This window comes from Rodentibacter haemolyticus (assembly GCF_015356115.1).
Classification (GTDB): Bacteria; Pseudomonadota; Gammaproteobacteria; order Enterobacterales; family Pasteurellaceae; genus Rodentibacter; species Rodentibacter haemolyticus.
Genome location: NZ_CP063056.1, coordinates 1,220,656 through 1,234,772, shown reverse-complemented (window position 1 = coordinate 1,234,772; position 14,117 = coordinate 1,220,656). Strand labels below are relative to the sequence as shown.

Annotated in this window: 14 protein-coding genes; 6 read left to right on the top strand and 8 right to left on the bottom strand. The window is 41.0% G+C overall.

Features of this window, described 5'->3' with window-relative positions:
• The first annotated feature begins 27 nt into the window (after positions 1-27).
• From hemC to IHV77_RS05905, 4 genes are read left to right on the top strand one after another with little or no spacing between them, the layout of a single operon-like run.
• On the top strand, positions 28-966 hold the full coding sequence (gene hemC / locus IHV77_RS05920) for a hydroxymethylbilane synthase (protein ID WP_194813159.1): 939 nt from the start codon (positions 28-30) through the stop codon (positions 964-966).
• Positions 966-1,706, top strand: coding sequence for a uroporphyrinogen-III synthase (locus IHV77_RS05915; RefSeq protein ID WP_194813158.1), 741 nt, complete (start codon positions 966-968; stop codon positions 1,704-1,706). Before hemC ends, IHV77_RS05915 begins: the two co-directional genes overlap by 1 nt.
• A 21-nt stretch (positions 1,707-1,727) precedes the next feature.
• Positions 1,728-2,978, top strand: a complete 1,251-nt coding sequence (locus IHV77_RS05910; RefSeq protein WP_194813157.1) for a uroporphyrinogen-III C-methyltransferase — start codon at positions 1,728-1,730, stop codon at positions 2,976-2,978.
• Positions 2,979-2,987: 9 nt separating this feature from the next.
• Positions 2,988-4,259, top strand: a complete 1,272-nt coding sequence (locus IHV77_RS05905) for a heme biosynthesis protein HemY (RefSeq protein ID WP_194813156.1) — start codon at positions 2,988-2,990, stop codon at positions 4,257-4,259.
• Positions 4,260-4,618: 359 nt separating this feature from the next.
• Here IHV77_RS05905 and IHV77_RS05900 read toward each other — a convergent pair whose 3' ends face one another.
• From IHV77_RS05900 to ftsB, 4 genes are all read right to left on the bottom strand, one after another.
• Positions 4,619-6,172, bottom strand: a complete 1,554-nt coding sequence (locus IHV77_RS05900; RefSeq protein ID WP_194813155.1) for a class I SAM-dependent methyltransferase — start codon at positions 6,170-6,172, stop codon at positions 4,619-4,621.
• 137 nt (positions 6,173-6,309) lie between these two features.
• Positions 6,310-6,789 carry a 2-C-methyl-D-erythritol 2,4-cyclodiphosphate synthase gene (gene ispF, locus IHV77_RS05895; RefSeq protein ID WP_194813154.1) on the bottom strand — a complete coding sequence of 160 codons (480 nt, stop codon included), beginning with the start codon at positions 6,787-6,789 and terminating at the stop codon, positions 6,310-6,312.
• Positions 6,786-7,469 carry a 2-C-methyl-D-erythritol 4-phosphate cytidylyltransferase gene (gene ispD, locus IHV77_RS05890; RefSeq protein ID WP_194813153.1) on the bottom strand — a complete coding sequence of 228 codons (684 nt, stop codon included), beginning with the start codon at positions 7,467-7,469 and terminating at the stop codon, positions 6,786-6,788. The genes ispF and ispD overlap by 4 nt, the downstream gene beginning before the upstream one ends.
• Complete coding sequence (gene ftsB, locus IHV77_RS05885; RefSeq protein WP_194813152.1) at positions 7,469-7,747, bottom strand: cell division protein FtsB; 279 nt, start codon at positions 7,745-7,747, stop codon at positions 7,469-7,471. The genes ispD and ftsB overlap by 1 nt, the downstream gene beginning before the upstream one ends.
• A 223-nt stretch (positions 7,748-7,970) precedes the next feature.
• Here ftsB and IHV77_RS05880 point away from each other — a divergent pair, with 223 nt between their 5' ends.
• Positions 7,971-8,792: a 5'-nucleotidase, lipoprotein e(P4) family gene (locus tag IHV77_RS05880; RefSeq protein ID WP_194813151.1), complete on the top strand. Its 822-nt coding sequence runs from the start codon at positions 7,971-7,973 to the stop codon at positions 8,790-8,792.
• A gap of 290 nt (positions 8,793-9,082) precedes the next feature.
• On the opposite strand, the gene nagE is transcribed toward IHV77_RS05880, so the two are convergent.
• The 4 genes from nagE to oxyR all read right to left on the bottom strand — a co-directional run bounded on the left by nagE (position 9,083) and on the right by oxyR (position 13,166).
• Positions 9,083-10,534, bottom strand: a complete 1,452-nt coding sequence (gene nagE, locus IHV77_RS05875; RefSeq protein WP_194813150.1) for an N-acetylglucosamine-specific PTS transporter subunit IIBC — start codon at positions 10,532-10,534, stop codon at positions 9,083-9,085.
• Positions 10,535-10,660: 126 nt separating this feature from the next.
• Positions 10,661-11,452, bottom strand: coding sequence for a sulfite exporter TauE/SafE family protein (locus IHV77_RS05870; RefSeq protein WP_194813239.1), 792 nt, complete (start codon positions 11,450-11,452; stop codon positions 10,661-10,663).
• 182 nt (positions 11,453-11,634) lie between these two features.
• Positions 11,635-12,261, bottom strand: a complete 627-nt coding sequence (gene fabR / locus IHV77_RS05865) for an HTH-type transcriptional repressor FabR (protein ID WP_194813149.1) — start codon at positions 12,259-12,261, stop codon at positions 11,635-11,637.
• A complete protein-coding gene (gene oxyR / locus IHV77_RS05860; protein ID WP_194813148.1) occupies positions 12,261-13,166 on the bottom strand; it encodes a DNA-binding transcriptional regulator OxyR in 906 nt (301 codons plus the stop codon). The genes fabR and oxyR overlap by 1 nt, the downstream gene beginning before the upstream one ends.
• A gap of 120 nt (positions 13,167-13,286) precedes the next feature.
• Between oxyR and IHV77_RS05855 the strand changes: the two genes are divergently transcribed.
• Positions 13,287-14,018: a glutathione peroxidase gene (locus IHV77_RS05855; protein WP_194813147.1), complete on the top strand. Its 732-nt coding sequence runs from the start codon at positions 13,287-13,289 to the stop codon at positions 14,016-14,018.
• The last annotated feature ends 99 nt before the right edge of the window (positions 14,019-14,117 follow it).

Here is a 14,117-nt window from a genome sequence, read left to right as displayed (position 1 = left end):
GCAAATTGCTGACATATTGATATATTTATGACAATGCCAACTGTTTTAAAAATTGCTACTCGGCAAAGCCCGCTCGCATTATGGCAAGCTAATTTTGTGAAAAAGCGTTTGGAAGATCTTCACCCGGATTTATCCGTGAAGCTTGTTCCAATGGTTACCAAAGGGGATGTCATTCTTGATACGCCCCTAGCCAAAATAGGCGGAAAAGGTTTATTTGTAAAAGAGTTAGAAAATGCCCTACTTGAGAAACGTGCCGATATAGCGGTACATTCAATGAAAGATGTACCTATGCAATTTCCTGAAGGATTAGGATTGAGCGTGATCTGTAAGCGTGAAGATCCTCGCGATGCTTTTGTTTCTAACCGCTATGTTTCGTTTGATGATTTGCCTCAAGGAGCGATTATAGGCACATCAAGTTTGCGTCGTCAGTGTCAGTTAAAACAATTGCGACCGGATTTAGATATTCGTTCGTTGCGTGGGAATGTCGGTACACGCCTGAGTAAATTAGACAACGGAGAATATGATGCCATTATTCTTGCCGCAGCGGGATTAATTCGTCTAGGCATGGAGCGGCGTATCACCGCTTTTATTGAAACAACCGTTTCTTTACCTGCGGCAGGTCAAGGTGCGGTTGGAATTGAATGCCGTACGGATGATGCCTTTGTTCAAAGATTGCTTGCGCCGCTTGCAGATCAGGAAACTACCGCTTGTGTGCTTGCAGAACGGGCAATGAATACCCGTTTACAGGGCGGTTGCCAAGTGCCAATAGGTGGCTATGCGGTATTAGAGAATAATCAAATTTATTTGCGGGCGTTAGTCGGCGAACTTGACGGCTCAAAAATTATTCGTGCGGAAGGAAAAAGTGCGGTCGAAAATGCGGAAGAATTAGGTGTACAAATTGCAGAACAATTACTTATACAAGGTGCAGATCGTATCCTAGAAAAAGTTTATGTCGGAGAGAAATAATGGCGGTTTTGGTCACTCGTCCCGATGAACGTGGAAAGCAGCTGGTTGATTTATTGAATCAATCCGGCGTAGTGGCATTGCATTTACCTTTATTTACTTTCGAAAGTGGCAGCGATTTAAAAAATCTTCCAAGTAAATTAAATCAGCTCAATACGGGAGATTACGTTTTCCTCGTGTCTAAAAGTGCGGTTGATTTTTCGGTTAACACATTAAAAGAAATCGGATTTCAATGGCGTAGGGATTTACAGTACTTTACAGTCGGACAAAGAACCGCGGAATATTTTTCCTGTCAAAGCGAGTGCGTTATCTATTATCCGATTTCTCAAGAGAATAGTGAAGGATTACTTGCGCTCTCATCAATGCAACAACTTGATAAAAAACAGATTTTAATTTTACGTGGCAATGGTGGGCGGGAATTTTTCCCTTCACAAGCAAAGCAGCGAGGAGCGGTGGTTGATATTTTGGAATGTTATCGCCGTGAGCCCATAATCTATAATAATGAAGAACAAACCAGTATTTGCAAACGTTCCGGCGTGGATACTTTGGTTGTCACCAGTTTGGATATTTTGAACTCATTGATTGAATTTGTCCCTGATAATGAGCAAGATTGGCTTAAAAATTGTCGTCTTGTCACCGTGAGTTCACGTATTGCCGAATCCGCAAAGCAATATGGTTGGCAAAATATTATTTTATCCCCAAAGGCGGATAATCAAAGTTTGTTGAATACATTACTCAGCTAAATGACCTAATAAGGAAGAATTATGGCGAAAAATAAATCAAATGAAATGGTAGAAAACCTTGATGAAACGGTGCAAAACACAGTTGAAAATCAGGCTGAAACACCGTCTCAACCGGTTCAAACGATTGTAAAGAAAAGTGGAACGGGCTTGAGTTTGTTGGCTATTTTAATCGCCTTGGGCGTCGGTGGGGGCGGTTATTATTTGGGACAACAGCAAGTGGCTGAAATTCAGCAAAAATTGATCGCACTTGAAGGGCAGGTTACTCAAGTTTCAGCTTCCGATGCAACCCAAATCACACCACAAGTTGAAGTACTTGAAAAAACGAATGAGGCGATGCAAGAAAAATTAAACCGTCTTGAGCAAATCGTTTCTGCAAAAGAGCAAGAATTTGCGGGAATGCGTCAACAACTTGACGTGGTAAGCAAACAAGCAGTGGCTCAACAACCGAATGATTGGTTATTTTCTGAAGCGGATTTCTTGCTTAATAATGCGTTACGTAAATTAGTGCTTGATAATGATGTGGATACGGGCGTATCTCTATTGAAACTGGCTGATGAAACTTTAAGTAAAGTTAATAATGCCGATTCGATGACAATTCGTGCTGCGATTAATCAAGATTTAAAACAATTACTTTCCGTGGATAGTATTGATCAAAATGCCGTTATGCAGCGTCTTTCTCAATTGGCAAATTCAGTTGATGAATTGCCTGTGTTGAATATTAATTTCGGTGATGATCCCGAATCAACAAAATTATCCGACTCTTTAGCCGATTGGCAGACCAATGCAGAGAAAAGTGCGATTTCTTTCTTAAATCATTTTATTCGTATCACACCAAAGCAAGGGACGGATAGAAAAGAATTACTTGCACCGAATCAGGATATTTATTTGCGTGAAAATATTCGTCTTCGCTTACAATTGGCAATTATGGCTGTGCCACGCCAGCAAAATGATTTATACAAACAGTCATTGGATGCTGTGGCAACTTGGGTGCGGAGCTATTTTGATACCAATATGGAAGTCACGCAAAGCTTCTTAAAATCGGTGGATGAATTGGCAGAATTATCCGTTTATGTCGATGTGCCGACGCAATTACAAAGCCTCAACTTATTGGATAAATACCTCAATCGAGTTCCGGCGGAGGTAAAAAAAGTTGAAATTGAGGCGGAAAAAGCCTTTGATGAACCGGTAAAAGAGTCGAATGTAAACCAAGAGCAAACCAAGCCGGAAGCACCTGTTGCAGAAGAAAAACCGACAACCGAGCCACAACAGTAAGGATAGATTATGTTTAGAACACTATTTTTAATGCTGGCTTTACTCGCCGGATTAATTGCGGGACCACACCTTGCCGGTCAGCAAGGATATGTGCGTATTGAAACAGCAAACAATATTTATGAAATGTCCCTCACTACATTAGTGATTTTATTTGTCGCCGTCTTGGGGGGGATTTATGTAGCGGAATGGATTGTTAGCCGTTTCTTTCGTTTAAGTAATAATACTTATAGCTGGTTTTCACGCCGTAAGCGTGTGAGAGCGCAAAAGCAAACCCTTGAAGGGTTGATGAAAATGAACGAAGGGGATTATGCCAAGGCGGAAAAACTTATTGGGAAAAACGCGAAACATTCTGCAGAGCCTGTTTTGAATCTAATCAAGGCGGCGGAAGCTGCGCAACAACGTGGTGATGAGTTTAGTGCTAACCGCTATTTAATCGAAGCAACGGAGCTTGCCGGTTCTGATAATCTTATTGTCGAAATTGCGCGCACCCGAATTTTATTGCAACAAAACAAATTACCGGCGGCGCGTAGTTCGGTAGATAGTTTATTAGAAATGACGGATCGTAATAAAGAAGTCTTAAAATTAGCGGTCGAGATTTACACCCGCTCAAAAGCTTATCTGGCACTTGATCGTATTCTTGAGCTTATTCAGCGTTCCGGTTTATATTCTGCCGATGAATTTAAAGCATTACAATTTGAGACCGAGAATGGTCTACTTGATGAAAAAATGAATGAAGAAGGGGTTGACGGGCTGCTTGCTTGGTGGGAAGAACAACCTCGCCGCCGCCGTAATGATTTAGATTTAAAAGTAGCACTTATTCAACGCTTAATTGATTGTAATGATCATGAATCGGCTTATGAATTTACGTTGGAAGCATTGAAAAAATGGGGAGATAACACCCCGTTGAGTGAGTTGCTTTGTACTCAAATTACGCGTTTACAGCCTGTGGATAATGGCAAGTTGATTAAAATGATGGAAAAACGTGCCAAATATTCCGGTGAAAATGAGCAATGTTGTATTAATCGTGCATTGGGTTATTTATATGTGCGTAATAATGAATTTACTAAGGCGGCGGAAGCTTTTAAAAAGGTGATGGTTTGTCCGAAACAGCTTGAATCTAACGATACGATGATGGCGGCTTATGTTTTTGAACAGGCGGGCGATAAAGTTGCAGCAGAACAAATTCGCAAGGAAAGCTTACTCCATGCAATGTCGATTCAACCGAATATTTCGGAAAAAACGGAGGAAAATCCGACCGCACTTTTAGAACAAAAAGTATAGTAGAGAGATAGGAAAAGGCACGAGCAGATATAATCTGTCTCAAGATTATACGATAGCAAAGGACTGAGTTTGGTACATCATTGAGCTCAGTCCTTTTTTTAACGGTCGCTTTGAGATTATCCTGCAGCTTAGAAGTGGCGAAAAATTAAAAGATAGGGGTTTATTGATGTTTTGGACTAAAACCCGATATTACGGGCTGTACAAAAAATTATTTCTGCTTTATGCACTATACTCGCAATGTAAAAATCATCCATTGATATTTTAAGGTTTGGCTATAAAAATCTGCCCCTATATGTGGGCTATTCTTCCGACTTTTAGGAGCAGAGATATATTTACGCTATTTTTATATAAAGAGTAAGTTAAATAATACCTAATAATTTTAGCTTAGGTAATTCATCATCAATAAATTGTCGGCAAATACGTTGCATTTCTTCACGTTCTTCCGCTTCATTTGGGAATAGATTTCCGTCTTTCAGTAAAGATCGACCATTTGATTTAAGTATATCCCAAACAAAGTCAGACCACTTGTTCTGTTTTATGCCTTCAAAACGGGCGAGTAAGAACCAACGTGATAAAAAGCCAATATGGTACGCACCACCTGTAATCGGACTGGCTAGGAAATAGATAGCAGAATCTTCACCAGCGCGAGATTGTTGTAATACGTAACGGTTAAACGTTAGACAATGTGAGCGGGTTTGTTCAATAACTTCTTCTGATTGCACTACGACAAGATAGTCTTTTCCGGCAAGAATTGCCAATACTGCAAAAATATTTCCTTCCGGTAATTTCTCTTTTAAACTTTCTACAATGTCGGCCACTTTATGAATACGCTGATCTTGTAAAATATCTAAAACCGGGTTGAAAATATCGGCATTAAGTGGAATTTTTAAATTTCTCTCAATACTTAATTCGATATTTTCACGTTTAGTATGTAATAAAACCCGTAGTTTTTTCCATTCTTGGCTTTGTTCATAAGGAGTGAGTTTTCTTGCGCCCTTAACCCAAAGATCTTTACGGAATTGTTTATTGAGTAGAAAATCTTTAACGGTTTGGGCGAAATTAGCATCCGTAAAGCTTTCCATTAACTGACGCTGCTCTTGAGTATAAAGGCAGTCGCTGAAATCGTCTAAATAATTAGTTGAACAAGCAAAAGTTAATTTTGCAGGTTCTAACCATTTTTTCATATCAGCGAAATACATCGGTTGCCAATCTTTATTTAAATATTCGTGGGCAATGTAATGCAGGTCTTTCTCTTTGAGCTCCTGTACCCGCGGTAATAAATCCGGTGATTTTTGTGTCAATTGATGGCTTTGTGAGAGAATATCACCAACAAAATTTAGACTATCTTGTACATTTTGCTGACGGCTATTCGACATTGAAGTCATACTATTATGGTGTTCTAATAATAAGTGACGTAATGGTGAGGGGGCAGACCAGCCCGGTAAGGTGTTGTAGCTAATATACAAAATACCACCGACTTTCAATTTACGGCGGATAAAATCCACTACGATGGCTCGGTTTTCATCAGAAATCCACGACCAAATCCCGTGTAAACCAATAAAATCAAATTCAGGCAAATCATCACGTCGGCAAAATTCATTGAAACCTTGATCGACAATGAACGCATTATTATCGGCAACAGAGGATAAATGTTGAGCAAAATTGGTCTGTGAAGGGTTAAAGTCCGTCCCATACCATTTTAATCCGCTTGATGTGGCGTGGATATTTAACGAAAGTCCTTGCCCGAAACCTAATTCACAGGCAAAGCTGTTTTTTTGATTTTCCGTTATACCCTTTGGCACGGCTAAACCTGCCATTAAAAAGGGAATAATGGCGTTATTGGGATTTAGCTCGGAATAGTAACCGAATGTGTAGTTAATATCACTCACATAACCTTCTGACCAGCTAGACATAGCGCTCCTTATCGTTTTTTTATACATTTAACGGAGCGCTCATTGTATTTAAATTCAGTTTAAATGCAATAAGAGCAAGTATTGCTTAATCAGTCGGCATTTAAGGAAAATGTTACTCTTTTTATTTTTTACAGATGCTATGATTTCTTTATCAATAATGTCACCGCCTCACAAGCGATGCCTTCATTTCTGCCGGTAAAACCCAGTTTTTCCGTTGTAGTGGCTTTAACATTGATTTGATCGATATGGCATTGCAAATCTGCTGCGATTACAGCACGCATATCATCAATATGCGGACGCATTTTAGGTGTTTGTGCAATGATGGTGACGTCCACATTTCCGATTTTATAACCTTTTTCTTGCACTTGGCGAAACGCTTCACGCAGCAAACCGCGGCTGTCTGCATTTTTGTATTGCATATCCGTATCAGGAAAAAGTTTGCCAATATCGCCCAATGCCGCCGCACCTAGTAGGGCATCGGTTAATGCGTGAAGGGCGACATCGCCGTCTGAATGAGCGATAAAGCCGGTATGGTAAGGAATTTCAATACCGCCGATAATTAATGGTCTGTTTTCGCCAAAGGCGTGTACATCAAAACCGTGTCCGATTCTTATCATAATGTTTTCCTTGTTAAATAAAATTCTGCAAGTGCCAAGTCTTCAGGGCGTGTGATCTTAATATTATCGTTTCGTCCTGCCACCAAGTGCGGTCGGAATCCGGCAAGTTCCATTGCAGATGCTTCATCTGTAATGGTGTAGCGTTGTTTCAGCCCGTTTTCGAGCGCTTTTTGAAGTAAATCGGCGGGGAAAAATTGCGGTGTTTGCGCTTGCCAAAGTTGAGAACGATTTTCTGTGGCAATAATTTCATTGGTCTGATTACTGCGTTTGATCGTATCCGTTACCGGAATTGCAAGTATCGCGCCTTGCTCATTGTTAACTTCTAATAATTTGTTTAAATCCGTTTCGGTTAAACAAGGTCTTGCCGCATCATGCACAAGCACCCAAACATTTGGTTCATTAATTGCACTAAAGGCATTTAATACGGATTCTGCACGCGTCTTGCCACCTTCGACAAGTTGAATTTTGGGATGAGAGAGAATTGACAGCGCTGCGGCATAAGGGTCATTTTTACCAATGGCGACAATGACGCGTTCAACGGCGGAATGTCTCAACATAATATTTAACGTATGTTCTAGAATGGTTTTTCCTTGAATCGTTAAATATTGTTTGGGTTTATTTGCCTGCATTCGAGAACCTACACCGGCAGCAGGAATAATAGCAATAATTTTTCGTGGCATTATTTATGTTCTTTCACTATATGGTAGAAGGTTTCGTTTTCTTTCACCATATCGTGTTGCATTCTGGCGCGCTCCTCAATGGATTCAAAACCTTTTGTTAACCCCTGAATTTCAGCTGAAATCATTTGATTTCTTTGTATTAGTTTTTCATTTTCAGCTTTATTTTCAATGATCTGAGCTGAAACTTTTTTGTAATCGGAATAGCCGTTCTTGCCAAACCAAAGATCATATTGGAACAGTGCAAGAACACCGACAAGAATTGCAATAAATATTCGCATAAAGTCTCGCTTCACTAATGGTAAAAATGCCCTTAGTTTATCTTGAAATTTGGAGAAAGGCGATAGGGAAAGTGCGGTCGATTTTTGTGGTGTTTTTTATCGTGCTGATTTTTAATGTGATCCGAATCACAAATTTATCATTGATAATGGAATATTTAATAAACTTTATGGAAAAGTTGCTATACTTTTCAGGCTTTATTTTATTTTTTAAGAGGAAAAGACAATGCAAAAAACATTAAAATTAACCGCACTTTCTGCGCTTTCCGCTTTTATGTTAGCCGGTTGTGCGCAGAAGATGGATTCGCAAGAACAGGCGAACGCACAATTACAGCAACAAGCCGTGCTAGGGTTAAATTGGATGCAGGATTCCGGTGAGTATCAAGCACTTGCTTATCAAGCCTATAACGCTGCAAAAATTGCTTTTGATCACGCCAAAGTGGCAAAAGGTAAGAAAAAAGCCGTTGTGGTGGATTTAGATGAAACGATGTTAGATAACAGCCCTTATGCCGGTTGGCAGGTACAAAATAATAAACCCTTTGATGGCAAGGATTGGACTCGTTGGGTTGATGCCCGTCAATCTCGTGCAGTACCGGGAGCGGTAGAGTTTAACAATTACGTCAATTCTCACAAAGGCAAAATGTTTTATGTCACTAATCGTAAAGATAGCACGGAAAAAGCCGGCACTATTGATGATATGAAACGTTTAGGTTTTAATGGTGTGGACGAATCAGCCCTTTACCTGAGAAAAGACAAATCGGCAAAAGCGGCGCGTTTTGCAGAGATTGAAAAACAAGGTTATGAAATCGTACTTTATATGGGCGATAACTTAGACGATTTCGGTGATGCCGTACATGGCAAATTAAACGCGGATCGCCGTGATTTTGTGGCAAAAAACAAAGCGAAATTCGGTAAAACATATATCGTGCTACCAAACCCAAATTATGGCGGTTGGGAAGGCGGTTTGAAGAAAGATTACTTCAAAGGCGATACTCAAAGCAAAATTAAAGCCCGTTTAGATGCCGTTCAAGCTTGGGACGGTAAATAGTCGCCCGACTAAAAATAAAGCGTTGCTAGAAATGGCAACGCTTTTTTATCGAATTAAAAGTGCGGTCGGAAAATACAATAGATTTTCGGGATCATACAGCGGTTTCACAAGATGTCATTTTTTAATGAATATAGGACACCAAGGGGGAGGGTGCGTTAAGCTTTGCGTAACGCACCACTTTATCATTAAGCTCTCTATTGCTGCGTTGCGGCTTCGCCTAACGGCACTCTACGATGATTTGTGCAAGTGCTATTGCGAATATAGATACCAAACATAACGTACCCACCGTACTATTTAAGCTGTTTTATCGCATCGGCAATTAGCTCGGCTTCCGGTCCGAGAACGACTTGTAAGCCGTTTTCACCAAGACGAACGTTACCTTTTGAACCAAGGGTTTTTAATTGGTTTTCATCAATCTTTTGACTATCGGCTAAGGTTAAACGTAAGCGGGTGATACAAGCATCTACCGTTAATAAATTTTCTTTACCGCCAAGGGCTTGAATAAATTGTCGGGCTTTTTCTGCTCGTGTAAAGCCTTGTTCATTTTCCACCGATTGCTCTTCTTCACGTCCTGTAGTTTTTAGATTTAAGGCTTTAATCAGCACTCGGAAAATCACATAGTAAATTACGGCAAATACTAAACCTTGCACAATTAGCATATACCAATTTGTCGCTAACGGGTTTTGAGAAGACAACACTAAGTCGACCAAACCCGCACTAAAGCCAAAACCGGCAATCCACTGCATTGAGGCGGCGATAAAGACCGAAAGTGCGGTCAATAATGCGTGAATTACATAAAGTAATGGGGCAACAAACATAAAGGCAAATTCTAACGGTTCGGTGACACCGGTAAAGAATGAAGCCAGCGCCGCTGCAAACATAATAGAAGCGGTTTGTGCTTTTTTTGCCGTTTTCGCACTGTGATATATGGCTAAGGCTGCGGCGGGTAAACCGAACATCATTACCGGGAAGAAGCCTGCTTGATACATTCCCGTTACCCCAAGCACCGCTTTTCCTTCCGCTAAAGAAGTTGCTCCGCCAAGGAAGTTTGGAATATCGTTAATGCCTGCGACATCAAACCAAAATACAGAATTGAGGGCGTGATGTAAGCCGACAGGAATTAGTAATCGGTTAAAGAATGCGTAGATACCGGCTCCGGTCGGGCCTAAATCTTTGATAGATTTTCCGAACGAGACTAACGCATCAAAGATCACAGGCCAAACATAAAGCAAGATAAATGACACTAAAATCGTCACAAAGGAAACTAAAATCGGCACTAAACGTCTGCCGCTGAAGAACGCTAAGGCTTTTGGTAACTCAACTTGGTGGAAACGATTGTAGAGTTCACCCGCGATGACCCCCACCAAAATCCCCGTAAACTGATTGTTGATTTTGGCAAAACCCGCGGGAACTTGATCAATAGGAATACTTTCCAGCTGGGCAACGGTGGCAGGTGAAAGCAACGTAGTAACCACAAGATAGCCGACCAAGCCCGATAATGCCGCCGCGCCGTGCTTATCTTTAGAAAGCCCGAAAGCAACCCCAATGGCAAACAGCAATGCCATATTGTCAATAATTGCGGCTCCTGATTTAATCAGTAAAGCGGCGAGTTGGCTACTTCCACCCCACCCTTCAGGATCAATCCAATAACCAATCCCCATCAACAATGCAGCAGCAGGTAAAGCAGCAACCGGTACCATTAAGGCTTGACCTATTCGTTGTAAATAATTTAGGATGTTCATATTTTCTCCATAGCGAACCAATAAATTAGTTGCTAATCTAGATCAATTTGTTGCTCTTGAGAATTACCTTTTGCACTATTTGTGATAATGCTCACATAAATTTAATTTTTAACCTTTTTCAGGGTGTTATTTGAACAGCATACTCAAGCCCACAAAAATCAAAAACACTGCAAATACTCTTTTCAGAATAGGTACAGGTAATTTGTCGGCAACATTCGCCCCGATTTTGGAAGTAAAATAAGAACTAAAAGTAATGCCTAACAAGGCAGGGAGATAAACATAACCCAGTGAATAATTCGGCAATAGCGGATTTCCCCAGCCACTAATAACAAAGCTCATCGCCCCGGCAAGTCCCAATAGCGAGCCGCATACTGAGGACGTTCCGATTGCCCGTTTTAAGGCGATTCCCCTGCCATTTAAAAAAGGGACGATAAAAGCACCGCCGCCAACGCCCGCCATACTGGATATGGTACCGATTACACCGCCCGCAATAAGAGTAGATTGTGTGGTTAATGCTTTATTTGCAGGTTGTTTTTTTAATGAAATCAACATTTTTAACGCCAAATACATCATAATAACCGCGAAAATTTTGGTTAAATAATCTTTTGGCAATGAACTTACGAATAAACTGGAAATGAATACGGATAGCATTAATGCGGGAACAAGCGTTTTCGCTACCGCCCAATCCACATTTCCGTTTTTATGGTGCTGTTGTGCGGCGGACATTGTGCTAATCACAATGGTTGCAAAGGACGTTCCTAAGGCAACGGACATTAGCACTTCATCACGAACTCCGACATAGGGTAAGACATAATAGAGTGTCGGCACGACAACGGTTCCTCCGCCTAACCCTAATAGCCCGGCGACAAATCCGGCAAAAACACCGATTGCCAAACAAATTAAGACAATTTCCCACATTGGCATATTTTTTTCCTTCTTATGTTCACTACAAAAATTCAACAAATTTTCGGTATTATGTATCGGTTGCACAAAGAGAATTTTATCTCCGAGATTTCTTAGGGGGGCGTTAGGGGAAGCCGTAACGCACCTTACAATGTTTTGTGCAAGTGCTACATAATACCGCGAATTTGACCGCACTTTTATTTTTGATGTAAATGTCTTTCCTTATGCGCTGCAAAATCCGCGCCCTTTGCAATCATACGCAGTTGTAAGATTACCCGTTCTTTAAGTTGTTCCCGTTCCTGTTTATTCATATCCAATGCATTTGCTCCTGCGGTAAAGACGATGGTTACGATGCCCTCCGCCTGAACATAAGCGATATATTGCGAGTAATCATTTTTTTGCGCAATATATTCGGCAAGTTCATCCACAAAATGTTTAATTTCACGGGCTGCAGCGGTGCGAAATGCCTGTGATGTGCCGGAGCTTTCCCGTAATAAGAGACGGAATACGTTGGTACTATTCGTGATAAATTCAAAGAAAGTATCAACCGAGACGGAAATGACACTGCCTCCTGCATCAATGCGTTTACGTGCTTGGCGCATAAGTTGTCTTAAGATTAAGCCGGCTTCGTCCACCATTTCTAAACCAAGCTCGTCCATATCACTGAAGTGGCGATAAAATGAGGTGGGAGCAATGCCGGCTTCACGTGCGACTTCGCGCAAACTTAAATTAGAAAAACTTTTTTCTGCACTAAGTTGATTAAACGCTGCATCTATCAACGCTCGGCGTGTTTTTTCCTTTTGAATTGCGCGAATACCCGCCATTATTTTACTCCGCTAAGAATGGATTTTACTTTGTCTCGAACTGCACCGGCTACACGCTCATAACGATTGCGTAGTGGTGAACCTGGGCGGTAAACCAAGGCGATACTGCGAGCCGGTTCCGGTGAATGGCATTGAATGTATTTTACGCCTTGGCGTGAACCTTCATTTAGTACGGCAAGCTCCGGCATAAAAGTCATACCGACATTGGCGGCGACCATATTACGCAACGTTTCAAGGCTGGTTGCTTGGTAGTGTGAGTTCTCTTTTGCGCCGGCGGTGAAACAATAATCTAAGGTTTGATTGCGCAAGCAATGTCCATCATCCAGCATTAACATTTCTTGTCCGTTGAGCTGATTGATCGGAATTTTCCGTTCTTTTGCCCAAGGGTGGCTTTCAGAAACGGCAAGTAACATTTTTTCTTCAAAAACAGGGACTTCAATAAAGGCTTCCGTTTCTTGTACACGTGCTAAAATGGCGCAATCCAAACGACCCGTTTCAAGCTGTTCTAACAACTGGTGCGTTTGTGCTTCGTAGAGGAAAACTTCTAAGTCGGGAAAGGCTTCTTTCAAAGTCGGCATAATATAAGGCAAGAGATAAGGCCCCAAGGTCGGGATTAATCCGATATGTAGCGGACCTGTCATTTCTTTACCTTGATTGCTTGCCATTTCTTTTAGTAATTTTACTTCGCGCAAAACGGTGCGGGCTTGTTCTACTAAAAGCATTCCCGATTGGGTGAAAAGTACTTTTCGACTTGTACGTTCTAATAAAATGATGCCGAGTTCGTCTTCTAATTTTCGGATTTGTCCGCTTAATGTCGGTTGGCTTACGTTGCAAGAATCGGCAGCTCGGCGGAAATGTTTATGTTCTGATAAAGCGACTAAATATTCTAGATCTCGAATGTTCATCGAATGCCCTTATAGAGAAAGTCAATTGAAAGAATAGGATTAATTGATTGTAACTATATCATAAATTTTACTATAATCCATCGGGCAAATGGTATTTCATTTTAAATTAAGGAGAAAAAGATGGCTTTAATCGATATGTCCGGTAAAAAAGTACCGAATGTTACATTTCATACCCGTCAAGGTGATGCTTGGGTTGATGTAACCACAAGCGAATTATTTGATAATAAAACCGTTGTCGTATTCTCATTACCGGGGGCATTTACACCGACTTGTTCATCTACTCATTTACCACGCTATAACGAATTGGCTTGTGAATTTAAAGCGGCAGGTGTTGATGACATCATCTGTGTTTCTGTGAACGATACTTTCGTAATGAATGCTTGGAAAGCCGATCAAGAATCTGAAAATATCACCGTCATTCCGGATGGCAACGGCGAATTTACCGAAGGTATGGGAATGCTTGTAGGTAAAGAAGAGTTAGGTTTTGGTAAACGTTCATGGCGTTATTCTATGCTTGTGAAAAACGGCGTAGTAGAAAAAATGTTTATTGAGTCGGAAGAACCGGGTGATCCGTTCAAAGTCTCTGATGCCGACACTATGCTCAAATACTTGAAACCGGGTTGGACTGCGAAACCGTCCGTTTCTGTATTTACAAAGCCGGGTTGCCCGTTCTGTGCTAAGGCGAAGGCCTTGTTAAAAGCGAAAGGTTATACTTTTGAAGAGATCGTATTAGGTCGTGATGCCAGCACGATTTCTGTTCGCGCAATCACCGGAAAAACCAGTGTTCCACAAGTATTTATCGGCGGTCAATACATCGGCGGTAGTGATGATCTAGAAAAATACTTTGCTTAATGAAAAAGATTATTTTAGCTTAATTGATTTTATTTAGGACTTTAATGAAAAGCCAAATTCCTTGTGGTATTTGGCTTTTTATATGGCAAATGAAAAAAC